The organism is Streptococcus taoyuanensis (genome assembly GCF_029589235.1).
GTDB classification, from domain to species: domain Bacteria; phylum Bacillota; class Bacilli; order Lactobacillales; family Streptococcaceae; genus Streptococcus; species Streptococcus taoyuanensis.
Genome location: NZ_JARQVW010000012.1, coordinates 49,787 through 73,390, shown reverse-complemented (window position 1 = coordinate 73,390; position 23,604 = coordinate 49,787). Strand labels below are relative to the sequence as shown.

At 42.1% G+C, this 23,604-nt stretch carries 19 protein-coding genes, 18 tRNA genes and 1 pseudogene; 36 read left to right on the top strand and 2 right to left on the bottom strand.

Going from position 1 to position 23,604, the window contains the following annotated elements:
• The first annotated feature begins 111 nt into the window (after positions 1–111).
• From P5Y91_RS08125 to P5Y91_RS08010, 24 genes are all read left to right on the top strand, one after another.
• Positions 112–184, top strand: a tRNA-Val gene (locus tag P5Y91_RS08125).
• A 2-nt stretch (positions 185–186) separates the two neighbouring features.
• Positions 187–259: transfer RNA gene (locus tag P5Y91_RS08120), tRNA-Asp, on the top strand.
• A 24-nt stretch (positions 260–283) separates the two neighbouring features.
• A tRNA-Lys gene (locus P5Y91_RS08115) sits at positions 284–356 on the top strand.
• A gap of 6 nt (positions 357–362) precedes the next feature.
• Positions 363–444, top strand: a tRNA-Leu gene (locus P5Y91_RS08110).
• 17 nt (positions 445–461) lie between these two features.
• Positions 462–534 (top strand) — tRNA-Thr (locus tag P5Y91_RS08105).
• A 23-nt stretch (positions 535–557) separates the two neighbouring features.
• Positions 558–629 (top strand) — tRNA-Gly (locus tag P5Y91_RS08100).
• 7 nt (positions 630–636) lie between these two features.
• Positions 637–722, top strand: a tRNA-Leu gene (locus P5Y91_RS08095).
• A gap of 19 nt (positions 723–741) precedes the next feature.
• Positions 742–815 (top strand) — tRNA-Arg (locus tag P5Y91_RS08090).
• A 36-nt stretch (positions 816–851) separates the two neighbouring features.
• Positions 852–925 (top strand) — tRNA-Arg (locus P5Y91_RS08085).
• A gap of 19 nt (positions 926–944) precedes the next feature.
• A tRNA-Pro gene (locus P5Y91_RS08080) sits at positions 945–1,018 on the top strand.
• Positions 1,019–1,024: 6 nt separating this feature from the next.
• Positions 1,025–1,098: transfer RNA gene (locus P5Y91_RS08075), tRNA-Met, on the top strand.
• Between the two features lie 16 nt (positions 1,099–1,114).
• Positions 1,115–1,188, top strand: a tRNA-Ile gene (locus tag P5Y91_RS08070).
• Positions 1,189–1,198: 10 nt separating this feature from the next.
• Positions 1,199–1,288, top strand: a tRNA-Ser gene (locus P5Y91_RS08065).
• 9 nt (positions 1,289–1,297) lie between these two features.
• Positions 1,298–1,371 (top strand) — tRNA-Met (locus P5Y91_RS08060).
• Positions 1,372–1,374: 3 nt separating this feature from the next.
• Positions 1,375–1,447, top strand: a tRNA-Phe gene (locus tag P5Y91_RS08055).
• Positions 1,448–1,463: 16 nt separating this feature from the next.
• A tRNA-Gly gene (locus tag P5Y91_RS08050) sits at positions 1,464–1,534 on the top strand.
• A 33-nt stretch (positions 1,535–1,567) separates the two neighbouring features.
• Positions 1,568–1,641, top strand: a tRNA-Ile gene (locus tag P5Y91_RS08045).
• 4 nt (positions 1,642–1,645) lie between these two features.
• A tRNA-Ser gene (locus P5Y91_RS08040) sits at positions 1,646–1,733 on the top strand.
• 61 nt (positions 1,734–1,794) lie between these two features.
• Entirely contained in the window at positions 1,795–2,613 is an 819-nt protein-coding gene (gene mreC, locus P5Y91_RS08035; RefSeq protein WP_277839232.1) for a rod shape-determining protein MreC, read from the top strand.
• Between the two features lies 1 nt (position 2,614).
• Entirely contained in the window at positions 2,615–3,115 is a 501-nt protein-coding gene (gene mreD / locus P5Y91_RS08030; protein ID WP_049523114.1) for a rod shape-determining protein MreD, read from the top strand.
• A 93-nt stretch (positions 3,116–3,208) separates the two neighbouring features.
• Entirely contained in the window at positions 3,209–4,450 is a 1,242-nt protein-coding gene (gene pcsB / locus P5Y91_RS08025; protein WP_049473285.1) for a peptidoglycan hydrolase PcsB, read from the top strand.
• Positions 4,451–4,628: 178 nt separating this feature from the next.
• A complete protein-coding gene (locus P5Y91_RS08020; protein ID WP_155127701.1) occupies positions 4,629–5,603 on the top strand; it encodes a ribose-phosphate diphosphokinase in 975 nt (324 codons plus the stop codon).
• A 49-nt stretch (positions 5,604–5,652) separates the two neighbouring features.
• Entirely contained in the window at positions 5,653–5,793 is a 141-nt protein-coding gene (locus P5Y91_RS08015; RefSeq protein WP_182448498.1) for a hypothetical protein, read from the top strand.
• Between the two features lie 288 nt (positions 5,794–6,081).
• On the top strand, positions 6,082–6,789 hold the full coding sequence (locus tag P5Y91_RS08010) for a hypothetical protein (protein ID WP_277839230.1): 708 nt from the start codon (positions 6,082–6,084) through the stop codon (positions 6,787–6,789).
• A 175-nt stretch (positions 6,790–6,964) separates the two neighbouring features.
• On the opposite strand, the pseudogene P5Y91_RS08005 reads toward P5Y91_RS08010, so the two are convergent.
• Positions 6,965–7,478 (bottom strand): annotated as a pseudogene (locus P5Y91_RS08005) (IS30 family transposase); the annotation flags it as partial.
• A gap of 213 nt (positions 7,479–7,691) precedes the next feature.
• Between P5Y91_RS08005 and abpA the strand changes: the two are divergent.
• The 12 genes from abpA to purH all read left to right on the top strand — a co-directional run bounded on the left by abpA (position 7,692) and on the right by purH (position 22,268).
• Positions 7,692–8,300 (top strand): amylase-binding adhesin AbpA, encoded by a 609-nt coding sequence (gene abpA / locus P5Y91_RS08000; RefSeq protein WP_118398219.1) that lies wholly within the window; start codon positions 7,692–7,694, stop codon positions 8,298–8,300.
• 88 nt (positions 8,301–8,388) lie between these two features.
• Positions 8,389–9,237 carry a class B sortase, LPKTxAVK-specific gene (srtB, locus tag P5Y91_RS07995; protein ID WP_049490639.1) on the top strand — a complete coding sequence of 283 codons (849 nt, stop codon included), beginning with the start codon at positions 8,389–8,391 and terminating at the stop codon, positions 9,235–9,237.
• A 154-nt stretch (positions 9,238–9,391) separates the two neighbouring features.
• Entirely contained in the window at positions 9,392–10,573 is a 1,182-nt protein-coding gene (locus P5Y91_RS07990) for a pyridoxal phosphate-dependent aminotransferase (RefSeq protein WP_277839227.1), read from the top strand.
• Positions 10,557–11,336 (top strand): DNA repair protein RecO, encoded by a 780-nt coding sequence (gene recO, locus P5Y91_RS07985; RefSeq protein WP_045760082.1) that lies wholly within the window; start codon positions 10,557–10,559, stop codon positions 11,334–11,336. Before P5Y91_RS07990 ends, recO begins: the two co-directional genes overlap by 17 nt.
• The gene (gene plsX, locus P5Y91_RS07980) at positions 11,333–12,328 is read left to right on the top strand and encodes a phosphate acyltransferase PlsX (protein ID WP_277839225.1); all 996 of its coding nucleotides are present in this window, start codon (positions 11,333–11,335) and stop codon (positions 12,326–12,328) included. Before recO ends, plsX begins: the two co-directional genes overlap by 4 nt.
• Positions 12,329–12,331: 3 nt before the next feature.
• Complete coding sequence (locus P5Y91_RS07975) at positions 12,332–12,580, top strand: acyl carrier protein (RefSeq protein ID WP_021154192.1); 249 nt, start codon at positions 12,332–12,334, stop codon at positions 12,578–12,580.
• A 150-nt stretch (positions 12,581–12,730) separates the two neighbouring features.
• The gene (gene purC / locus P5Y91_RS07970) at positions 12,731–13,438 is read left to right on the top strand and encodes a phosphoribosylaminoimidazolesuccinocarboxamide synthase (RefSeq protein WP_277839224.1); all 708 of its coding nucleotides are present in this window, start codon (positions 12,731–12,733) and stop codon (positions 13,436–13,438) included.
• A gap of 63 nt (positions 13,439–13,501) precedes the next feature.
• On the top strand, positions 13,502–17,227 hold the full coding sequence (locus P5Y91_RS07965; RefSeq protein WP_277839223.1) for a phosphoribosylformylglycinamidine synthase: 3,726 nt from the start codon (positions 13,502–13,504) through the stop codon (positions 17,225–17,227).
• Between the two features lie 12 nt (positions 17,228–17,239).
• A complete protein-coding gene (gene purF, locus P5Y91_RS07960) occupies positions 17,240–18,679 on the top strand; it encodes an amidophosphoribosyltransferase (protein ID WP_277839222.1) in 1,440 nt (479 codons plus the stop codon).
• A 209-nt stretch (positions 18,680–18,888) separates the two neighbouring features.
• Positions 18,889–19,911: a phosphoribosylformylglycinamidine cyclo-ligase gene (purM, locus tag P5Y91_RS07955; RefSeq protein WP_277839220.1), complete on the top strand. Its 1,023-nt coding sequence runs from the start codon at positions 18,889–18,891 to the stop codon at positions 19,909–19,911.
• 184 nt (positions 19,912–20,095) lie between these two features.
• Positions 20,096–20,644, top strand: coding sequence for a phosphoribosylglycinamide formyltransferase (gene purN, locus P5Y91_RS07950; RefSeq protein WP_003009293.1), 549 nt, complete (start codon positions 20,096–20,098; stop codon positions 20,642–20,644).
• Positions 20,645–20,720: 76 nt separating this feature from the next.
• Positions 20,721–22,268: a bifunctional phosphoribosylaminoimidazolecarboxamide formyltransferase/IMP cyclohydrolase gene (purH, locus tag P5Y91_RS07945; protein WP_118398204.1), complete on the top strand. Its 1,548-nt coding sequence runs from the start codon at positions 20,721–20,723 to the stop codon at positions 22,266–22,268.
• Positions 22,269–22,540: 272 nt separating this feature from the next.
• Here purH and P5Y91_RS07940 read toward each other — a convergent pair whose 3' ends face one another.
• On the bottom strand, positions 22,541–23,560 hold the full coding sequence (locus P5Y91_RS07940) for a GBS Bsp-like repeat-containing protein (protein ID WP_070666616.1): 1,020 nt from the start codon (positions 23,558–23,560) through the stop codon (positions 22,541–22,543).
• Between the last annotated feature and the right edge of the window lie 44 nt (positions 23,561–23,604).

Here is a 23,604-nt window from a genome sequence, read left to right as displayed (position 1 = left end):
CCGAACACAGCAGTTAAGCCCTAGAACGCCGGAAGTAGTTGGGGGTTGCCCCCTGTGAGATAAGGTAGTCGCTTAGCAAGAGATTGAGCCTAGTAGATACTAGGCTCATTTGGGAGTTTAGCTCAGCTGGGAGAGCATCTGCCTTACAAGCAGAGGGTCAGCGGTTCGATCCCGTTAACTCCCATAGGTCCCGTAGTGTAGCGGTTATCACGTCGCCCTGTCACGGCGAAGATCGCGGGTTCGATTCCCGTCGGGACCGTTAAGATAATGAAAATTATTTTAAGACTCGTTAGCTCAGTTGGTAGAGCAATTGACTTTTAATCAATGGGTCACTGGTTCGAGCCCAGTACGGGTCATATTTTGCGGGTTTGGCGGAATTGGCAGACGCACCAGATTTAGGATCTGGCGCTTTACGGCGTGGGGGTTCAAGTCCCTTAACCCGCATAAGAGAATAATAATGAGCCGGCTTAGCTCAGTTGGTAGAGCATCTGATTTGTAATCAGAGGGTCGCGTGTTCAAGTCATGTAGCCGGCATTTTTTTATATAAAGAAAGCAATGCGAACGTAGTTCAGTGGTAGAACACCACCTTGCCAAGGTGGGGGTCGCGGGTTCGAATCCCGTCGTTCGCTTGAGGAGGCCGGGGTGGCGGAACTGGCAGACGCACAGGACTTAAAATCCTGCGATTGGTAACGATCGTACCGGTTCGATTCCGGTCCTCGGCATAGACAAAGGTTGAAAGAAGCACCCTTAGCTCAACTGGATAGAGTACCTGACTACGAATCAGGCGGTTAGAGGTTCGACTCCTCTAGGGTGCATGGTCGCAAGGCTATGTAATAATTGAATAGGAACGAGCACCCTTAGCTCAACTGGATAGAGTACCTGACTACGAATCAGGCGGTTAGAGGTTCGACTCCTCTAGGGTGCATAAAGCGGTAGCTTTAGATCGGGAAGTAGCTCAGCTTGGTAGAGTACTTGGTTTGGGACCAAGGTGTCGCAGGTTCGAATCCTGTCTTCCCGATATTATGGCGGTGTAGCTCAGCTGGCTAGAGCGTCCGGTTCATACCCGGGAGGTCGGGGGTTCGATCCCCTTCGCCGCTATATTGTTGATCTTGTTGGACCTTTAGCTCAGCTGGTTAGAGCTCTCGGCTCATAACCGAGTGGTCGTAGGTTCAAGTCCTACAAGGTCCATTGTTATCTTGGAGGATTACCCAAGTCCGGCTGAAGGGAACGGTCTTGAAAACCGTCAGGCGTGTAAAAGCGTGCGTGGGTTCGAATCCCACATCCTCCTTAATATTAACGCGGGATGGAGCAGCTCGGTAGCTCGTCGGGCTCATAACCCGAAGGTCGTAGGTTCAAATCCTGCTCCCGCAATTTGGCTCGGTAGCTCAGTTGGTAGAGCAATGGATTGAAGCTCCATGTGTCGGCGGTTCGATTCCGTCTCGCGCCATTTCTTTTAATAATAAGCGGGTGTAGTTTAGTGGTAAAACTACAGCCTTCCAAGCTGTTGTCGCGAGTTCGATTCTCGTCACCCGCTTTGAACATAGGTTCTTTACCAAGTTTTTAACTTGGGCGCGTAGCTCAGGTGGTTAGAGCGCACGCCTGATAAGCGTGAGGTCGGTGGTTCGAGTCCACTCGTGCCCATTTTGGAGAATTACTCAAGAGGCTGAAGAGGACGGTTTGCTAAATCGTTAGGTCGGGTAACCGGCGCGGGGGTTCGAATCCCCCATTCTCCGTATAATTTCCAAGTTTGAGATGTCATCTCAAACTATTTTTTATATTTTGAAGGTTTTGTCTATGTTCTTGAATCGATTCTTTAAAATTTTTAGTTTTGTGTTTGTTTTAACTGTTTCAGGAATTTTATTTCTTTTTCCATCTGTTAGAACTTCGATTGTTTTAAAATCTTCTGATATATTAGCTATTGTTGATAAGGCAGTATCGGTACCATTTGTTGTTGTGGAATCTAAGGCAAAGGATTTAAAGAATTTATCTGAATTAAATGAAGAAAACCGTTCGTTAAAATCACGTCTTTATCAAAAGGATATTGACCAGTCAAAACTTAACCGTTTGGAATCAGAAAATAGAGAATTAAAGGATTTGATGTCAATCAAGAATTCTGTATCGGGTTCTAAACAAGTCGTTAGTGAGATTATTGACCGTAATTATGGTTCGTGGGATCAGGAATTTGTTATTGATAAAGGTAGTTCAGATGGAATTTCTGATTCTATGTTTGTTCTTTCGTCTGGTGGCGTCATTGGTGTGGTAGAAAGTATAGAGAAAAATTCTAGCAAAGTGAAACTATTAGTTGAAGATACTATTTCTTCACAACACCTGACGTTTAAAATTGAGAGTCAAGGTCAATCTATTTTTGCTTTATTAAATGGTTATGACGAGAAGACAGGTGAGTTTCGGTTGTTGCAAATTGGAGATCCAGTTGAAATTAAAAAAGGATCTCTGGTTTCAACAAGTGGTTTAGGAAAATATAAGAGTAGTGACTTACCTCTTGGTACAGTGACTTCTACTCAAAAGGCATCTGATCAGTTAGGGCAAGAAATTCGTGTGAAACCAAAGGCTAATTTAGATGTCAATCGTTATGTACTATTGATTGGAGAGTAGTGTGAAAGTCATACGTAAGTACCATTTTTTCCCTTTAATCTTATTCTTATCTTTATTTGTTGACGGACAGATCTCTTTTCTTATTTCTCGTTTTTGTCCAAACTCCTTTGAACCTACTTCATTTTTATTTCTATATGGTTTTATGTTATTGAGTCTCTATTTCTCTGAGATAGCTAGTATTTGGTGGGGAGTCTTCTTTGGTTTTTGTTTTGATGTGTATTTTTTACACACTCTAGGAATTGCATTCATAGTATTTCCTATACTACAGGTGATTTTTTATCGGTGTAATCAGATTATTTTGGTCAATCGATTGACTCGTTTTTTTACATTTTTATTAACGATTCTATTATTTCAGATTTTAACAAATCTTCTTTTGATTCTTTTTATCGGCATAAAATTTAACTGGATTACACTAATTATTTACCAAATTTTTCCAAGTTTAATTTTGAATGTGCTTCTATTAATAGTATTACAGCCTTTACTTGAAAAGATTTATTTATAAACTCGAAATAAAAATGTAACAATAGCGTAATATAAATTTTTAAAAAATTTGTTATACTAGTTAGTGTCTTATTAGAAAGGGAAAATTTATCTAATGAAGAAAAAATTATTTGCCACAATCTTATTGAGTACAGTTGCTTTATCACAAGGTGCTGTCGTAGCTGGTGTATCAGCTGATTCAACAGATGATAAGATTGCTGCTCAAGATAACAAAATCAATAGTATTAATCAACAACAACAAAGTGCACAAGCTCAGGTAGATCAAATTCAAGGTCAAGTATCTGAAATTAAAAAACAACAAGAAAATCTTCAAGCTGAAAATGACCGTTTGAATGAAGAATCTGAACGATTGTCAGCTGAGATCGATGAGTTGTCAAAAAATATTGTTGCTCGTCAAGAATCACTTGCAAATCAAGCACGTAGTGCTCAAACAACTGGGACTGCAACAAGCTATATTAATGCGATTGTTAGCTCTGGATCTTTGACAGAAGCTATCTCACGTATTTCTGCTATGAACGAAATTGCAGATGCTAACAACAAAATGTTGCAAGAGCAAAAACGTGATAAAGAAGAGATTGCACAAAAACAAAAAGAAAACAACGATGCTATCAATACTGTCATTGCAAACAAACAGCAATTAGAAGATGATGCGCAAGCTTTGTCAACAAAAGAAGCTGAGTTGAAAGTAGCACAATTGAACTTGGCTGCTGAAAAATCAACTGCTGAAAACGAAAAGAATGCTTTGTTGCAACAAAAAGCGGAAGCTGAAAAAGCAGCAGCAGCAGCGGCAGCAGCTGAAGCAGCTTACCGTGCAAAACAAAAAGAACAACAAGCAGCTGTTAAAGCTTCAGCTAATACAACTCTTCAAGCACAAGTTCAAGCGGCAGCTCAAACACCTGCTGCAACACCAGCGGCAGCACAAACTCAAGCAGCACCTCAACCTGCTGTTCAAACTCAAGCAGCGGCTGCACCAGTAGCAACTACTTCTCGTCCAACTTATAGTACATCTGCATCATCTTATCCAGTTGGTGAATGTACATGGGGTGCGAAGACATTGGCTCCATGGGCTGGTGATTACTGGGGTAATGGTGGACAATGGGCAGCAAGTGCAGCGGCAGCAGGATTCCGTACAGGATCTCAACCACAAGTTGGTGCCATTGCATGTTGGAATGATGGTGGATATGGACACGTAGCAGTTGTTACAGCCGTTCAATCTACAACAAGCATCCAAGTTTCTGAGTCTAACTATAATGGTATCCGTAGTATTGGTAACTACCGTGGTTGGTTTAACCCAACAACAGCACAAGGTACTGTTACTTATATCTATCCAAACTAAGAATTATACTGAAGCAGAACATTTGTTCTGCTTCTTTTTTGATAGAATTTAGGTAGTGATAGATTTTGTAATTTCCATAAATTAATATTTGAATATTTGCTTAAAAAGCGATAAAATGATTACAGGAGAAATTTGTGCTGACTGTACAATATGGTTTTAGATTTTACTGGAGGAAATCATGTCATTTTCTGATTTAATGCTCTTTGCTTTGTCGTCAAATCAAGAATTGGCTCAACGTGTGTCTCGCGAAATGGGATTACCGCTTGGAAAGTCAACGGTTCGTCAATTTTCTGATGGAGAAATTCAGGTTAATATTGAAGAATCAATTCGTGGGAAAGATGTTTATATATTACAATCTACTAGCTCACCGGTTAACGATAATCTGATGGAAATTTTGATTATGGTAGATGCCTTGAAACGGGCAAGTGCGCAATCCATTAATGTGGTGATGCCGTATTACGGCTATGCTCGTCAAGATCGGAAAGCTCGGGCTCGTGAACCAATTACTTCTAAGTTAGTAGCCAATATGCTTGAGGTTGCTGGAGTTGATCGTCTGTTGACAATTGATTTGCACGCTGCTCAAATTCAAGGTTTCTTTGATATTCCTGTTGACCACTTGATGGGTGCGCCTTTGATCGCCGACTATTTTGAACGTCGCGGGATGATTGGAAAAGACTATGTTGTTGTCAGTCCAGACCATGGTGGTGTGACTCGTGCTCGAAAGTTAGCGGAATTCTTGAAGACACCGATTGCGATTATTGATAAACGCCGGAGTGTCGATAAGATGAATACGAGTGAAGTCATGAACATCATTGGAAATGTTGAAGGCAAAACGTGTATCTTGATTGATGATATGATTGATACAGCTGGTACAATCTGTCATGCCGCGGATGCCCTTGCAGAAGCAGGTGCTGTTGAAGTCTATGCGAGCTGCACTCACCCTGTTTTATCAGGCCCAGCGATGGATAACATCCAAAAATCAGCCATTAAGAAGTTGGTGGTATTGGATACGATTTATCTATCGGAGGATCGTTTGATTGACAAAATTGAGCAAATTTCGATTGCGAAACTTCTAGCTGAGGCTATTGTTCGCATTCATGAAAATCGTCCTCTGTCCCCTCTATTTGAAATCGGAAATGCCAAAAAATGTTAAGAATAAAGAGGCTGGGAAACTAGCCTCTTTTGTATAGGAGGAAGTAGAAATGGGAATCAGACAATGGTGGCAAGCGCTAAAAAAAGAAAAGAAGCGAAAAGAACTAATTCGAGCGGCTCAAAAACTAGAAAACAAGGTGGATCCAAGTATGCCAAAGAAGACTCTGCCCAAAAATCGTGCGGTAAAATAGGAAATAATTGGAGTGGAAAAGAAGAGGGAACTGGTAAAATTAGGGGGAGCTGTCTATTTCATAGAGAAACGATTGAGTAAAAGTGTCCAAAAACCGAACAATTCTAATAGATAAGTATAATATGTTACTAAATCGTAATTTCGGGTATCAAATAGACCTAATTTTAAAATTAATTTGTTGATATTAAAGTGTTTTATTGTAAAAACACTTGACAAACCCAACATATATGTATAAAATGTTCAATATAGAGCAATCTATATTAAATATGAAAAAGGAGATAAAACTATTATGAAAAAAGTTTTATTATCAAGTGTATTAGCATTGTCAGCAATCGCTAGCGTTTCTTATGCAGCTACTAAAGTTCCTTCTATCCCAGGAGTAACTGCTCCAACTACTGGAACAGTTACAAAGGCAAATGCTGCTAATAACCACAACAACCGTTTTGGTTATGCTGTTTCTCCATTAAGAGGAGAAAAAGCTATTAATTTTGCAGGTGCTGAAACTTATCCAGCTAAGCCAGTTGCAGGTACTGATGGTAAACCTTTGGATGATGCAACTCGTAAGTTTGGTGACAATACTCGCTTTGGTGCAGGATTTAACGCTGCTAAATCAGCTACTCCAGCTAAGCCAGCTACTCCAGCTACTCCAGCTACTCCAGCTACTCCAGCTACTCCAGCTAAGCCAGCTACTCCAGCTACTCCAGCTACTCCAGCTAAGCCAGCTACTCCAGCTACTCCAGCTACTCCAGATCCAAAAGCAATTCCTGGTGTAACACGTCCAACTACAGAAATTGTTACAGAAGCAAATGCTGCTAATAACCACAACAACCGTTTTGGTTATGCTGTTTCTCCATTAAGAGGAGAAAAAGCTATTAATTTTGCAGGTGCTGAAACTTATCCAGCTAAGCCAGTTGCAGGTACTGACGGTAAACCTTTGGATGATGCAACTCGTGAGTTTGGGAACAACACTCGCTTTGGTGCAGGATTCAATAAATAATCTAAGTTATTTATCTATTTTCATTAACTTTTATTAAGTTAGTTAAAGGAGAAAACAAATTGGTTTTCTCCTTTTTCATTTTACTAAAAATATAATTTTTCTGTTTAATTGTTTTGTATTTAAAAATTTTAGAACCCTAATTGTCAAGTCGAGTTCAACAAAGTTGTTCTTCTGATTAAGTGAGTATCTTTCGAGCTGTTTGTATTAGCTCAAACAGCTTTTTTGCGGACTGATAGCCATGAATTCGTCTAGGTCTTTCATTGATAGCCTTTGTATAGTCCTCTAAAAGATTCTGATTTAGTTCTTTTAACGAAGCCCTCTTCGGAATGAACTCTCTTAGTAGTCCATTGTCGTTCATAAGATGAATAGGCATGTGCAAAATAAACATCTAACCCTCTATCTTACTCAATGATGAAAATTCGTTTCTATTATCTGCAGTTATGGACTTAATGGGATAAAGTTTCATACACTCTAAGACTGCTTGATTGACATACTCTGCTTTCTTTTTCACGAGTTTCTTTGTGACAACATAGCGTGTCTTTCGTTCTACTAAGGTCAGAATAGAAGGTTCTCCTATTGTCTTTCCACCCAGAATCGATTCCCCAATCTCCAAAACGGGAACGATTATTGCTTTCTTCTGGTCTTTCTTCAATTGTCTTTCCTAGATGTTTCTTGGTAGAGGGGAGCTTGCCCTCTTTTTACGGTTTTAGAACCATGAATTAAAGTAGAAATACAATAAAATTTTATATCTGTAAAGAAATATTCATTTGAAACAGGAAAAAAATCGATAGTTTTTTTCAAAAAAAATAAGAAAAGTCTTGACATAGGCAGAATATCCTAGTATACTAGTTTTAGTTACGAAGTAACGAATAATTTTTGAAAAGAAAAAAGGAGATAAAACAATGAAAAAAGTTTTATTATCATCAGTAGCAGCTCTTGCAGTATTTGCAGCAGCAGCACCAGCATTTGCATCTGACAACTACTACAGCTCAAATGCTTTGATCCAAAAACACTATGTTTCTGAACGCGATATCGCTGACGAAGCAAACACACAAGTAGCAGCACACGAAGCTGATATCCAAGCTGAAGTTAATGCTTACCCAACAGTTGTTGCAGCACAACAAGCTCTTGATGCATACGGATCAGGACATGAATACGAAGCTTACAAAGCTAAAGTTGATGCAGCTCGCGCTGAAGCATACAACATCATCCGTAACAAATATGTAGCTAACCTTCAAGATACTTACCGTAAAGCAGCTATCGCATCAGGTAAATACTGGAACGATCCAACTGGTGTTCAAGATAACAAAACAAAAGATATGCGTGATGCAGAAGATAAAGCTCTTAACCATGGTGGTTCTGCTGATGCAGCTAATGCAGCTGGTGCTAACGGTCAAGCTACAAGCGAAGCTAAATCTAACGAAAACAAAGGTGGAGACGCAGCTAAAGCTGGTAAAGCTGATTCAAAACAAGCTGGTAAAGCTCTTCCAAAAACAAGCGCAGTTAAATAATTTGATTATTAATTAGCTCGTAAAATATCACTGGACCTTCGGGTTCAGTGTTATTTTTTAGAAAAAATCATCAAGAGGAGATCGATCAATGAAAAGAGCTGGGGAAAAAAGTTCAAATAAATTGGGTCTTGTGATTGCTGCTCTTGTTGCAGTTGTTGTTCTTGTTGCTGGATTTATTTTCTTTAATCCATTTGGAGGAACTAAGTCATCTAGCACGGCTAAAAAAACAACTGGAACAAGTTCAACCAAGCAAGAAACTAAATATGAACCAAGTCAAGAAGAAAAAGATTACTTGAAAAATCGTTTTGCTCAGTTAACAGCTGTTAACCCTGAGGCAATCGCTTATGTCTATGCACCGGGTACTGAGTTGGATGAACCTGTTGTACAAACCACTGACAATGAAACTTATTTGAATAAGACGTTTGATGGTGGAAATGAACCATACATGGGGACAGTCTTCATGGATATGGACAACAAGAAAGACTTCAGTGATCGTTTGACTTGGTTGTTTGGTCATGCTCGTGGTAGTAAGGTCGGCGATCATCGCATGTTTAATGATGTCAACTACTATGACAAACAAGAGTATTTAGACCAACATCCGTATGTTGTGATTGAGACACCAGAGCGGAAATATTATTATGAAGTAATGGGATTGGTCATTGTCCCAGAGGACACCGCTTTCTACCGTACAAGCTTTACTGATGACAATGATTTTACGACACAATTGAAGAATATCTATGAGTCAGCTCGTACGAAGAATCCTAATATCAAGATCAAAGCATCTGATAAGTATTTAGTATTGTCAACTTGTCGTGAAGAGGATGAAACCATTCGTTCTAACCTCTACCTTCGTCAAATTCCTGATTCAGAAATGAAGGATTTTGTGGCAAAACATGCGGATCAATTGAAATATGTGGCAACACGTGGTCAACAATAATGGCTTGAAAGACTTAGCATTGCTAAGTCTTTTTTTCATGGAAGGATTTTTGAAATGTCCTTTGGTGGTCAGCAAAAGGTGGGGATCTGGCTTGTTCTTTTGCGATGGGGTCCTATTTATAGTATAATGAATATAAGTGTTTTGGAGGTGTTCTATGGATTTAACGAAACGTTTTAATAAAAATCTGAATCGGATCGAAGTTTCTTTGATTCGTCAGTTCGATCAATCAATTTCTTCCATTCCTGGTGTCTTGCGTTTGACTTTGGGGGAACCGGATTTTACAACTCCTGAACATGTAAAAGAAGCAGGAAAGGCTGCCATTGATGCGAATTTTAGCCATTACACTGGGATGAGTGGTTTGCTGGCTTTGCGTGAGGCTGCGAGTCAGTTTGTGGCTGATAAATATGGTATTTACTACCGTCCTGAAGATGAGATATTGGTGACGATCGGTGCGACTGAAGCCCTATCTGCAACCTTGACAGCAATCTTGGAACCTGTAGATGTAGTGCTTCTTCCGGCACCAGCTTATCCTGGTTATGAACCGATTGTGAATTTGGTTGGGGCGGAGATTATTGAAATTGATACGACAGCAGATCGTTTTGTCTTGACTCCTGAAAAGTTGGAAAAGGCCATTCTAGAGCAGGGTGAAAAATTGAAGGCTGTTATTCTTAATTATCCAGCTAATCCAACGGGTGTCACTTATTCGTGCGAACAGATGGCAGAATTAGCTGCTGTCTTAAAAAAATATGAAGTCTTTGTGATTTGTGATGAAGTCTATTCAGAGTTGACTTATACTGGAGAAGCGCATGTCTCTATGGCCTCCTTTATTCCTGAGCAGACTATTGTCATTAATGGCTTGTCCAAATCTCATGCCATGACAGGCTGGCGGCTTGGCTTTATCTTTGCGCCTGCTGCATTGACGGCCCAACTCATCAAGAGCCATCAGTATTTGGTAACGGCTGCTGGAACCATGAACCAGTATGCTGCGATCGAAGCTTTGACGGAAGGTCGGGATGATGCGGAGCCAATGAAGAAGGAATATGTGAAGCGTCGGGATTATATTATCGAACAGATGTCCGCACTTGGGTTTGAGATTATTAAGCCAGATGGAGCCTTTTATATTTTTGCTAAAATCCCAGCTGGTTATAATCAAGATTCCTTTGCTTTCTTGCAGGATTTTGCGCGTGAAAAAGCGGTTGCTTTCATTCCTGGTGCTGCTTTTGGTCAATATGGTGAAGGCTATGTGCGTTTGTCGTATGCAGCCAGCATGGAGGTTATCAAGGAAGCAATGAAACGCTTGAAGGAGTATATGGAAGAACATGCTGGAGTCAATTGAGACCCGGGGAATTGTCCTGTATAATCGGGAGTTTCGTGAGGATGACAAGCTGGTCAAAATCTTCACAGAGAAGTCAGGGAAGCGGATGTTTTTTGTGAAACATGCGGGAAAATCACGGTTGAATCCCATGTTGCAACCTTTAGTAACGGCAGATATGTTGTTGAAAATCAATGATGATGGGTTGAGTTATATTGATGATTTTCAAGATGTGCAGGTTTATAAGAAAATCAATGCAGATCTTTTTGCCCTTTCTTATGCGACCTATGTTCTGGCGCTTGCGGATGCAAGTATTCAGGATAATCAAGTGGATCCGGCCCTGTTTGCTTTTTTGGAAAAGACCTTGTCTTTGATGGAAGAGGGACTGGATTATGAGGTTTTAACCAATATTTTTGAGATTCAGATTCTATCACGATTTGGAGTTATCTTGAATCTGCATGAATGCTGTTTCTGTCATCGGGTTGGACTTCCTTTTGATTACTCTTTTCGGTATAGTGGGGTGCTTTGTCCGGATCACTATGATCAGGATGAGAGACGCGCTCACTGGCATCCGAATGTTCTCTATTTATTGGATCAGTTTCAAGCAGTACGATTCAGTGAGTTAGAGACGATTTCCCTACAAGCGGAGATGAAAGCAGCTCTGCGTCAGGCAATTGATCAGTTGTATGAGGAGTATGTAGGGATCCATTTAAAAGCTAAAAAGTTTATCGATTCCTTGAGTGATTGGGGAGCGATTATGAAAGATTCATCTGGAGGTGAAACATGAAAAAAATTGCAGTAGATGCAATGGGGGGCGATAATGCACCTCAAGCCTTGGTAGAAGGTGTGAATCAAGCCATTCGTGATTTTGATGATATTGAGATTGTCTTGTATGGCGATGAGGCAAAAATCAAAGACTATTTAACCGCAACAGAACGTGTATCGATTGTGCATACGGAAGAAAAAATCGATTCAGATGATGAGCCAACGCGGGCCATTCGTCGGAAGAAAAAGGCTTCTATGGTCTTAGCTGCCAAGGATGTGAAGGCTGGTGAGGTCGATGCCATGCTATCTGCGGGAAATACAGGTGCGCTATTGGCGGCTGGTTTCTTTATCGTTGGCCGCATCAAAGGGGTGGAACGACCTGGCTTGATGTCGACACTTCCGACGGTTGATGGTCGTGGCTATGATATGCTAGACTTAGGGGCCAATGCGGAAAATACACCAGAGCACTTGCATCAGTATGCTGTGATGGGGTCTTATTATGCTGAAAATGTTCGTGGGATTCAAAAACCACGCGTGGGTCTATTGAACAATGGGACAGAAGCTAGTAAGGGAGATCCTTTGCGCAAGGAAACCTACCAATTGTTATCTGAGGATGAGTCGATTCATTTTGTTGGAAACGTGGAAGCGCGTGACTTGATGGATGGCGTTGCTGATGTCGTTGTGGCGGATGGTTTCACGGGAAACGCTGTCTTGAAAACGATGGAAGGAACGGCTTTTGGGATCTTGAAGCAATTGAAACAAGTAATTGCCACAGGAAACTGGAAGGCGAAATTAGGAGCTTTTCTGCTCAAGGACCGTTTGAAATCATTGAAGCAAACCTTGGATTTCTCAGATGTTGGAGGAGCGGTCTTGTTTGGTCTTCAAGCACCTGTTGTTAAAACGCATGGTTCGAGTGATGCCAAAGCTGTCTATAGCACGATTCGTCAGATTCGGACCATGTTAGAGACAGATGTTGTTGGAAAATCAGTGAAGGAATTATCGAAGGAAGGGTAATGTATGAGTAAACAAAACGAAATTTTAGTTACAATTGAGGAATTTCTCAAAGATCGCAAGGGTCCAGACTTTCAAGTATCTTTGGAATCTGACTTACGTAAGGATTTACAGGCGGATTCTGTTGAATTGATGGAATTTATTATCAATCTTGAGGATGAATACCAAATTGAGATTCCGGACAAGGCTATTGATGAATTTAACACAGTAGGGGATGTTGTCGACTATATCGAAAAACGAACTGCTGGTCACTAATGAAAAAGGGATCGTTCAGAGATTATTCTGGATGATCTTTTTTTCTGTCCTTTTTATTCGGATTCTGCTTATATTGTACGGAATTTTATTGAAAATACACTTTGTATGTGATAGAATGAAGGTGATAAAATACGAAAGGCGAACAAAGTCATGACCAATCAACTGATTTATACTGGAAAAGCTAAGGATATCTATATTACTGAGGACGAAAATGTGATTAAGTCGGTCTATAAGGACCAGGCAACCATGCTTAATGGGGCTCGTAAGGAGACTATTAAGGGAAAAGGTGTGCTAAATAATCAGATTTCGTCTCTTATTTTTGAAAAATTGAATGCTGCGGGTGTAGCTACTCACTTTATCGAACGTATTTCTGACACAGAACAACTCAACAAGAAAGTAAAAATTATTCCTTTGGAGGTGGTTCTTCGTAATGTGACTGCGGGTTCTTTCTCTAAACGTTTTGGCGTGGAAGAAGGTTTGGACTTGAAAACTCCAATCGTTGAATTTTACTACAAGAACGATGATTTGGATGACCCATTCATCAATGATGAGCATGTGAAGTTCTTGGATATTGCCAATGATGAGCAAATTGCCTATATCAAGGAAGAAACACGTCGCATCAATGAATTGTTGAAGGATTGGTTTGCACAAATTGGTCTTCGCTTGATTGATTTCAAATTGGAATTTGGTTTTGATAAGGATGGCAAGATCATCTTGGCAGATGAATTCTCTCCAGATAATTGCCGCCTTTGGGATGCTGAAGGGCACCATATGGACAAGGATGTTTTCCGTAGAGATTTGGGTAGCCTAACGGATGTATATAAGGTTGTGTTAGAGAAGTTGCAAGACTTGAAATAATTTGGTTGAAACGGAAAACCTTCGTCTTCAAGAGCATTTTTGAATAGAAGTAAAGGAACTAAAATGGATAAACGTATTTTCGTTGAGAAAAAAGCTGATTTTCGTGTGAAATCGGACTCTTTAGTAAAAGAATTACAGCATAATCTTCAGTTGAAAACCTTGAAGGATCTTCGGATTGTTCAGGTTTACGATGTTTTTGGTTTGGCAGAGGATTTGTTTGCGCGTGCGGAAAAACATATCTTCTCTGAGCAAGTGACCGATACTGTTCTGGATGAAGCTGCGGTTCAGGCTGATTTTGAGAAATATGCTTTCTTTGCGATTGAAAGTTTGCCGGGCCAATTTGACCAACGTGCGGCATCTTCACAAGAAGCTTTGCTTTTGCTTGGTAGTTCAAATGACGTAACAGTGAATACAGCGCAATTGTACTTGGTTAACAAGGATATCGATGCGAATGAGTTGGAAGCTGTTAAAAACTACCTTTTGAACCCAGTGGATTCTCGTTTCAAAGATATCACTGTTGGTATTGCGAAACAGGATTTCTCTGAGTCTGACAAGACCATTCCAAGCTTGGATTTCTTTGAAACTTATACGGCAGAAGATTTTGCCAAGTATAAGGCTGAGCAAGGCTTGGCAATGGAAGTGGATGACCTTCTCTTTATTCAAGATTACTTCAAATCTATTGGACGTGTACCAACTGAGACTGAACTTAAGGTTTTGGATACTTATTGGTCTGACCACTGCCGTCACACAACTTTCGAAACTGAGTTAAAAAACATCGACTTCTCAGCTTCTAAATTTGAAAAACAATTGCAAGCGACTTATGACAAGTATATTGCCATGCGTGATGAGTTGGGACGTACAGAAAAACCTCAAACCTTGATGGATATGGCGACTATTTTTGGCCGTTATGAGCGTGCTAATGGTCGTTTGGATGACATGGAAGTGTCTGATGAAATCAATGCCTGCTCAGTTGAAATTGAAGTGGATGTCAATGGTGTCAAAGAACCATGGCTTCTCATGTTCAAGAACGAAACGCACAACCACCCAACGGAAATCGAACCATTTGGTGGAGCGGCTACTTGTATCGGTGGTGCCATTCGTGACCCATTGTCAGGTCGTTCATACGTTTACCAAGCCATGCGTATCTCAGGTGCTGGTGATATTACAGCTCCAATTTCAGAAACCCGCGCTGGTAAATTGCCGCAACAAGTGATTTCTAAAACAGCAGCTCACGGTTATTCTTCATACGGTAACCAAATTGGTCTTGCCACAACCTATGTTCGAGAATACTTCCACCCAGGTTTCGTTGCAAAACGTATGGAGCTAGGTGCAGTTGTCGGTGCGGCTCCTAAGGAAAATGTGGTCCGTGAAAAACCTGAAGCAGGTGATGTGATTATCTTGCTCGGTGGTAAAACTGGACGTGACGGTGTCGGTGGTGCGACAGGTTCTTCTAAAGTTCAAACGGTTGAATCTGTTGAAACAGCTGGTGCTGAGGTTCAAAAAGGGAACGCCATCGAAGAACGTAAGATTCAACGTCTTTTCCGTAATGGGGAAGTGACGCGTCTGATCAAAAAATCAAATGACTTTGGTGCTGGTGGTGTCTGTGTGGCTATCGGTGAATTGGCAGATGGTCTTGAAATTGATTTAGACAAAGTGCCATTGAAATACCAAGGTTTGAACGGTACAGAAATTGCCATTTCTGAGTCTCAAGAACGGATGGCTGTGGTGGTTCGTCCAGAAGATGTAGACGCCTTCGTTGCTGAATGTAACAAAGAAAATATTGATGCTGTTGTCGTTGCAACAGTAACGGAGAAACCAAATCTTGTCATGCACTGGAATGGTGAAACAATCGTTGATTTGGAACGTCGTTTCCTTGATACAAACGGTGTACGTGTGGTTGTAGATGCTAAGGTGGTTGACAAGGATGTCAAGCTTCCAGAAGAACGTCAAACATCTGCTGAAACCCTTGAAGCGGATACTCTTGAGGTCTTGGCTGACTTGAACCATGCCAGTCAAAAAGGTTTACAAACCATCTTTGATAGCTCGGTTGGTCGTTCAACAGTCAATCACCCACTTGGTGGTCGCTACCAAATCACACCAACGGAAGCTTCTGTACAGAAATTGCCAGTCCAACATGGCGTGACAACAACTGCATCTGTTATGGCGCAAGGATTCAACCCTTATGTAGCAGAATGGTCTCCATATCATGGCGCTGCTTATGCGGTCATCGAAGCCACAGCTCGTTTGGTTGCTGCTGGTGCAAACTGGTCTAAGGCTCGTTTCTCTTATCAGGAATACTTCGAGCGTATGGATAAACGAGCAGAGCGTTTTGGTCAACCAGTCTCAGCTCTCCTTGGATCAATCGAAGCTCAGATTCAACTTGGTTTGCCATCTATCGGTGGAAAAGACTCTATGTCTGGTACCTTTGAAGAATTGACAGTACCACCAACCTTGGTTGCTTTTGGGGTAACAACTGCGGATAGCCGTAAGGTTCTTTCTCCAGAATTTAAAGCTGCTGGTGAAAATATATATTACATCCCAGGTCAAGCTTTGGCACAAGAAATTGACTTTGATCTCATCAAGTCTAACTTTGCTCAATTTGAAGCCATCCAAACTAACCACAAAGTGACAGCAGCATCAGCTGTTAAATATGGTGGTGTGGTTGAAGCTCTTGCCCTTGCAACATTTGGTAACCATATCGGAGCTAATGTTGAATTAGATAATCTTGACACTAGCTTGACAGCCCAATTGGGTGGATTCGTTTTCACTTCGCCTGAAGAAATTGCAGGTGTTGCTACGATCGGACAAACAGTAGCTGACTTTACACTTACTGTCAATGGTGTAACGCTTGATGGACACAAACTTGACAGTGCTTTCCAAGGTAAATTGGAAGAAGTTTACCCAACGGAATTTGCACAGGCAACTGAGTTGGAAGAAGTACCAGCTGTGGCATCAGATGCTGTGATCAAAGCTAAAGAAACAGTTGATACACCAGTGGTTTACATCCCAGTATTCCCAGGTACTAACTCAGAATATGACTCCGCTAAGGCCTTCGAAAAAGAAGGTGCCAAAGTTAACCTGGTACCATTTGTCACACTGAATGAAGAAGCGATTGTCAAGTCTGTTGACACCATGGTTGACAACATCGAAAAAGCTAATATTATCTTCTTTGCAGGTGGCTTCTCAGCAGCGGATGAACCAGATGGATCAGCTAAATTCATCGTAAACATCTTGCTCAATGAAAAAGTGCGTGCAGCTATCGATCACTTCATCGAACGTGGTGGTTTGATTATTGGTATCTGTAACGGATTCCAAGCCCTTGTTAAATCAGGTCTTCTTCCATACGGTAACTTTGAAGATGCAAGCAGCACGAGTCCAACCCTCTTCTACAATGATGCCAACCAACACGTGGCTAAGATGGTTGAAACACGTATTGCCAACACCAACTCACCATGGCTTGCCGGAGTAGAAGTTGGTGACATCCATGCCATCCCAGTATCACACGGTGAAGGTAAATTTGTCGTGACAGCTGAGGAATTTGCAGAGCTTCGTGACAATGGTCAAATCTTTACCCAATATGTTGACTTCGAAGGGAAACCAAGCATGGATTCAAAATACAATCCAAATGGTTCTGTCAATGCGATCGAAGGTATTACAAGTAAGAATGGTCAAATTATTGGTAAGATGGGTCACTCAGAACGATTCGAAGACGGTCTCTTCCAAAATATTCCAGGAAATAAAGATCAACATCTCTTTGCATCAGCGGTTAAATACTTTACTGGAAAATAAAAGGTATACAAAATGACATACGAAGTTAAATCTCTTAATGAAGAATGTGGTATTTTTGGGATCTGGGGACACCCAGATGCTGCAAAACTGACTTATTTTGGATTACACAGTCTTCAACACCGTGGTCAAGAAGGGGCGGGGATCCTTTCGAATGATGCGGGTCAACTAAAACGGTATCGTGATACGGGTCTTCTCTCAGAAGTATTTCGAAATCCTGCTAACTTGGATAAGTTAACAGGAACGGGAGCGATTGGCCATGTTCGCTATGCGACAGCTGGGGAAGCTTCGGTGGATAACATCCAGCCCTTCCTCTTTCGCTTTCATGATACCCAGTTTGGACTGGCCCACAACGGGAATTTGACCAATGCCCAATCGCTCAAATCGGAATTAGAAAAAAATGGAGCCATTTTTAGCTCAACTTCTGATTCAGAAATCTTGGCTCACTTGATTCGTCGGAGCCACAACCCTTCTTTCATGGGTAAGGTGAAAGAAGCCTTGAATACGGTGAAAGGTGGATTTGCTTACCTTCTCATGCTGGAAGATAAGCTGATTGCAGCCTTGGATCCAAATGGTTTCCGTCCTCTTTCGATTGGGAAAATGGCCAACGGAGCTATCGTGGTTTCATCTGAAACCTGTGCCTTTGAAGTGGTTGGAGCAGAGTGGATTCGGGATGTAAATCCGGGTGAAGTCGTGATCATCGATGATAACGGCATCACTTACGATAACTATACAACGGACACCCAATTGGCTGTTTGCTCAATGGAGTATATCTACTTTGCCCGCCCGGACTCCAATATTCAAGGGGTCAATGTCCATACAGCTCGTAAACGTATGGGGGCTCAATTGGCACGTGAATTCAAACATGAAGCAGATATTGTGGTCGGTGTACCGAACTCTTCACTTAGCGCAGCTATGGGATTTGCGGAAGAATCCGGCCTACCAAATGAAATGGGCTTGATTAAAAACCAATATACCCAACGGACCTTTATTCAACCAACACAAGAACTACGGGAGCAAGGGGTTCGGATGAAGCTCTCTGCCGTATCCGGTGTCGTGAAAGGCAAACGGGTTGTCATGATTGATGATTCTATCGTACGTGGGACAACATCACGTCGAATTGTGAAGTTATTGAAAGAAGCAGGAGCTACAGAGGTCCACGTAGCAATCGGTAGCCCAGCCCTTGCCTACCCATGTTTCTACGGGATCGATATTCAAACACGTAAGGAATTGATTGCTGCCAATCATACAGTAGAGGAAACACGCGATATCATTGGTGCAGATAGCTTGACGTATTTGTCAATCGATGGCTTGATTGATTCTATTGGAATCGATACAGATGCCCCAAATGGCGGTCTTTGTGTGGCTTACTTTGATGGAAAATATCCAACACCTTTGTATGACTACGAAGAACGCTATGTGGAAAGTTTGAAAGAACATACTTCTTTCTATTAAGATCAGTGCAGAAGAAAAAAGAGGAAAAAATTATGTCTAAAAATGCTTATGCTCCACGTCTCACTACTGACTAAAAGCTAAAGCATTTGTCAGTAGACGCTTTGCCCTATGGGACCAAAGCTAGAGACCTGACTAGTATTTTTAGATAAAAAAATTGTTTATCTAAAAATACGTCGCACTCTTTCTCAAAAAAAGAAAAGGATTAAAAAATGACAAATAAGAATGCATACGCTCAATCTGGCGTAGACGTTGAAGCGGGTTATGAAGTTGTTGAACGGATCAAAAAACATGTGGCTCGTACGGAACGTGCTGGTGTCATGGGAGCTCTTGGTGGTTTCGGTGGCATGTTTGATCTTTCAAAAGCAGGTGTCAAAGAGCCTGTTTTGATCTCAGGTACAGATGGTGTTGGTACTAAGCTGATGCTTGCCATCAAGTACGACAAACACGATACGATCGGTCAAGACTGTGTGGCCATGTGTGTTAACGATATCATCGCTGCAGGTGCGGAGCCCCTTTACTTCCTTGACTATATCGCAACTGGTAAAAATGAACCTGCTAAATTAGAGCAAGTCGTTGCTGGTGTTGCAGAAGGTTGTGTGCAGGCTGGTGCAGCCCTTATCGGTGGAGAAACGGCTGAAATGCCTGGTATGTATGGTGAAGATGACTATGATTTGGCTGGGTTTGCTGTCGGTGTTGCAGAAAAATCTCAAATCATTGACGGTTCAAAAGTAGCTGAAGGGGATGTGATTCTTGGACTTGCTTCAAGCGGTATCCACTCAAATGGTTACTCACTTGTTCGTCGTGTCTTTGCGGATTACACAGGTGAAGAAGTTCTCCCAGAATTGGAAGGGGAGAAACTTAAAGACGTTCTTTTGGAGCCAACTCGTATCTACGTCAAAGCAGCATTGCCACTCATCAAAGAAGAATTGGTCAACGGAATTGCCCACATCACAGGTGGTGGTTTCATCGAAAATGTACCACGGATGTTCTCAGATGACTTGGCTGCTGAAATTGACGAAAGCAAAGTGCCAGTTCTTCCAATTTTCAAAGCCCTTGAAAAATATGGCCAAATCAAACATGAAGAAATGTTTGAAATCTTCAACATGGGGATTGGTCTCATGCTTGCAGTGAAACCAGAAAATGTGGAACGTGTCAAAGAACTTCTTGACGAACCTGTTTATGAAATTGGTCGTATTGTGAAGAAAGATGGCGCAAGTGTGGTGATTAAATAATGGTGAGGTCACCATTTTGTGCGGAGAAATTGTAGAAAGGAGTGTTTAGTTAGCAAGCCTAACTGAACACGGGACTCATTTTCTAGGAAAAAAGAGAAATCATTTTGTGGGCAAGCACCCAGCAATGATTTCCTATTTTTCTACGAAACTGTTCGGCTAGCCGAAACGTCCCTTTGTATCGAATATGAAAATTGCTGTTTTTGCCTCTGGCAACGGGTCAAACTTTCAGGTGATTGCAGAACAATTTCCGGTAGAGTTTGTCTTTTCAGATCACCGGGATGCCTATGTCTTAGAACGTGCCAAGAACCTTGGTGTGGTGAGTCATGCCTTTGAACTCAAGGAATTTGATAATAAAGCAGCTTATGAAGAAGCTATCGTTAAACTCTTGAATGAACACCAGATTGACTTGGTTTGTTTGGCGGGTTATATGAAAATCGTTGGCCCAACCTTGCTAGCAGCTTATGAAGGCCGTATCATCAATATTCACCCGGCTTATCTCCCTGAATTCCCTGGTGCTCATGGTATTGAGGATGCTTGGAATGCAGGCGTTGCTGAGAGCGGTGTGACCATTCACTGGGTGGATTCTGGTGTGGACACTGGTAAGGTCATCAAACAAGTCCGTGTGCCACGTCTAGAAAGTGATACCCTTGATACTTTCGAAACTCGCATCCACGAAACAGAGTACAAGCTCTATCCAGAAGTCTTGGAACGTTTGGGAGTAGCACGAAAATAAGGAAGCCATTGATTGGAAAGAACATTTTCGACTGTAGCAGATAAAGAACTTTTTAAAAAAGGAAAAGAAAGAAAAAATGACTAAACGCGCACTAATTAGTGTTTCAGACAAAGCGGGTATTGTTGAATTTGCCCAAGAACTCAAAAAACTCGGTTGGGACATCATCTCAACAGGTGGGACTAAAGTTGCCCTTGACAATGCTGGGGTAGATACCATTGCCATCGACGATGTGACTGGTTTCCCAGAAATGATGGACGGTCGTGTGAAGACTCTTCATCCAAATATCCACGGTGGTCTGCTCGCTCGTCGTGACCTCGATAGTCACCTAGAGGCTGCTAAGGACAATAATATCGAGTTGATCGACCTTGTTGTGGTCAACCTTTACCCATTCAAGGAAACGATTCTCAAACCGGACGTGACTTACGCTGACGCGGTGGAGAACATCGATATTGGTGGACCATCTATGCTTCGTTCAGCAGCTAAAAACCACGCTAGCGTAACAGTTGTGGTAGATCCTGCTGACTATGCCGTGGTTTTGGACGAATTGGCAGCCAACGGCGAAACAAGTTACGAAACTCGCCAACGTTTGGCAGCGAAAGTCTTCCGCCACACAGCAGCCTATGATGCTTTGATCGCAGAATACTTCACTGCTCAAGTGGGTGAAGAAAAACCTGAAAAACTCACTCTGACTTATGATCTCAAGCAACCAATGCGTTATGGGGAAAACCCTCAACAAGACGCAGACTTCTATCAAAAAGCTTTGCCAACGGATTACTCTATTGCTTCCGCTAAACAGTTGAATGGGAAAGAATTGTCCTTCAACAATATCCGTGATGCGGATGCCGCTATCCGAATCATCCGTGATTTCAAAGACCGTCCAACCGTTGTGGCTCTTAAACACATGAACCCATGTGGGATTGGTCAAGCTGACGACATCGAAACTGCTTGGGACTACGCTTATGAGTCTGACCCAGTATCCATCTTCGGTGGTATCGTCGTTCTCAACCGCGAGGTAGATGCTGCGACAGCTAAGAAGATGCATGGTGTTTTCCTTGAAATCATCATTGCACCAAGCTACACAGACGAAGCGCTTGAAATCTTGACTACCAAGAAGAAAAACTTGCGGATTCTTGAGCTACCATTTGACGCTCAAGATGCTAGTGAAGTGGAAGCAGAATACACTGGTGTTGTTGGTGGTCTCCTCGTTCAAAACCAAGACGTGGTCAAAGAAAGTCCAGCTGACTGGCAAGTGGTTACCAAACGCCAACCAACTGAGACAGAAGCGACAGCTCTTGAGTTTGCTTGGAAAGCTATCAAGTATGTGAAATCAAATGGTATTATCGTGACCAACGACCACATGACACTTGGTGTTGGCCCAGGTCAAACCAACCGTGTGGCTTCAGTCCGCATCGCTATTGATCAAGCTAAAGACCGTCTTGACGGCGCTGTTCTTGCCTCCGATGCCTTTTTCCCATTTGCGGATAATGTGGAAGAAATCGCTAAAGCAGGGATTAAAGCGATCATCCAGCCAGGTGGATCAGTTCGTGACCAAGAGTCAATCGAAGCGGCTGATAAATACGGCTTGACCATGATCTTTACAGGAGTCAGACATTTTAGACATTAATCAAAAAGGCTGGGCAAAAAATGTCCAGCCTTTGATGTTTGATAGGAATAACTGCAAGACGCAGTGGTTGATTGGTATCTTTTTTCGCTTTTTAAGCTCCAAAGATAACCTAATGAAGGAAACAAAGTTTCCTTTATCCACAACCTTCAACAGTCTCCCAGACTGTTGAAGCTGTGCGGGGTGGGAAGATTGAAAAGGTTTGGGGAACCTTTTCAACCTTTTTTAAATAGTCTGAGTTCTTTCCCACTCCCTTTCTGCTGGTTATGAAGACCTTAATCTGGGTAGATGTAGGTGACGGTTCCCCAGATGGGGTTGGTTGGATCGAACCAACCACGGAAGTTGTCGATATAGCGATGGCCGTTGTAGTTAGCCTCTTGGATCTGAATTTTTTGGTCATGTTCGACGTCTGTAACCAAGGCAACATGGCCATATCCCCCATTGTCCCAACAGGCGATGGCACCGACCTCTGGAGTGTCTCCTGTCCGGAATCCCGCAGCGCGTGCGCTAGCTGCCCACATGCCGCCATTTCCCCACCAGTTGTGGGCCCAAGGGGCTAATTCTTTGGCTCCCCAGGTGCACTCACCAATGGGGTAGGTGTTTCCCGGATGTGTCGCGAGTGGAGTGAGCTTTGGCTTTGCCTTTTCTACTTGAAATGTAGTGGGGAATAGCCCTTTTAGTTGTCCCTGGCTTTTCTGATAGACATGTAGGTGAAATAGCCCGCTTCCCTTGTGTTTTTGAGCTTGAAAGCGCAGTTGGAAATGTCCAGGTGCGACCTTCTTTGCTGGATACCAGACCAGATCATCTTGCCCATTTTCTTCAGACCAGATGGGGAAGACAATCTCGTCAACGTCTTCGAACAACTTTAGGTCTACCTCAAATTCTTGTGAGGAGATGGGTGTGATCGTAATCTTGGGTTGGGAGGAAGCCAGGTCTTTTTGCTGGACGCTGGTCGTGAGAGGGTAAAGGCCGGTTAGCTGTTCATTTGCCTCCACCCCATAGACATGGACATGATAAAGTCCGGCTTGATCAGAATGATTGGTCAATGGCACTTGTAGGTCAAATCCCTTGTCACTGCGTTCTACAGGATACCAAATCAGGTCATCTTGGCCATTTTGGTCAGACCAGACGGGAACTTGGATCTTTTGATACTTATCCGGGACGTTTCCAAGATGAATCATCAGCTGCCCTTTTTCGGCATAGATAGCATTGGTCGCTTGATCTGCATGGGCAATAGAGGCTTGCATCCCCCATGTCGCACAAGTCAGCACGACAAATTTTTTGATTGTTTGCATAATACTCCTTTTCGTCAATTAGTAGGTCTCACCTATACTATTCG

Excerpts from the sequence above, each read along its gene's own strand:
- srtB (WP_049490639.1), top strand. The coding sequence starts at position 8,389 with ATGAAAAGAGCTGGGGAAAAAAGTTCAAATAAATTGGGTCTTGTGATT.
- recO (WP_045760082.1), top strand. The coding sequence starts at position 10,557 with ATGCTGGAGTCAATTGAGACCCGGGGAATTGTCCTGTATAATCGGGAG.
- P5Y91_RS07965 (WP_277839223.1), top strand. The coding sequence starts at position 13,502 with ATGGATAAACGTATTTTCGTTGAGAAAAAAGCTGATTTTCGTGTGAAA.
- purM (WP_277839220.1), top strand. The coding sequence starts at position 18,889 with ATGACAAATAAGAATGCATACGCTCAATCTGGCGTAGACGTTGAAGCG.
- P5Y91_RS07940 (WP_070666616.1), bottom strand. The coding sequence starts at position 23,560 with ATGCAAACAATCAAAAAATTTGTCGTGCTGACTTGTGCGACATGGGGG.
- purH (WP_118398204.1), top strand. The coding sequence starts at position 20,721 with ATGACTAAACGCGCACTAATTAGTGTTTCAGACAAAGCGGGTATTGTT.
- P5Y91_RS07990 (WP_277839227.1), top strand. The coding sequence starts at position 9,392 with ATGGATTTAACGAAACGTTTTAATAAAAATCTGAATCGGATCGAAGTT.
- P5Y91_RS07975 (WP_021154192.1), top strand. The coding sequence starts at position 12,332 with ATGAGTAAACAAAACGAAATTTTAGTTACAATTGAGGAATTTCTCAAA.
- P5Y91_RS08010 (WP_277839230.1), top strand. The coding sequence starts at position 6,082 with ATGAAAAAAGTTTTATTATCAAGTGTATTAGCATTGTCAGCAATCGCT.
- plsX (WP_277839225.1), top strand. The coding sequence starts at position 11,333 with ATGAAAAAAATTGCAGTAGATGCAATGGGGGGCGATAATGCACCTCAA.
- pcsB (WP_049473285.1), top strand. The coding sequence starts at position 3,209 with ATGAAGAAAAAATTATTTGCCACAATCTTATTGAGTACAGTTGCTTTA.
- mreC (WP_277839232.1), top strand. The coding sequence starts at position 1,795 with ATGTTCTTGAATCGATTCTTTAAAATTTTTAGTTTTGTGTTTGTTTTA.
- P5Y91_RS08020 (WP_155127701.1), top strand. The coding sequence starts at position 4,629 with ATGTCATTTTCTGATTTAATGCTCTTTGCTTTGTCGTCAAATCAAGAA.
- purF (WP_277839222.1), top strand. The coding sequence starts at position 17,240 with ATGACATACGAAGTTAAATCTCTTAATGAAGAATGTGGTATTTTTGGG.
- P5Y91_RS08015 (WP_182448498.1), top strand. The coding sequence starts at position 5,653 with ATGGGAATCAGACAATGGTGGCAAGCGCTAAAAAAAGAAAAGAAGCGA.
- purN (WP_003009293.1), top strand. The coding sequence starts at position 20,096 with ATGAAAATTGCTGTTTTTGCCTCTGGCAACGGGTCAAACTTTCAGGTG.
- purC (WP_277839224.1), top strand. The coding sequence starts at position 12,731 with ATGACCAATCAACTGATTTATACTGGAAAAGCTAAGGATATCTATATT.
- abpA (WP_118398219.1), top strand. The coding sequence starts at position 7,692 with ATGAAAAAAGTTTTATTATCATCAGTAGCAGCTCTTGCAGTATTTGCA.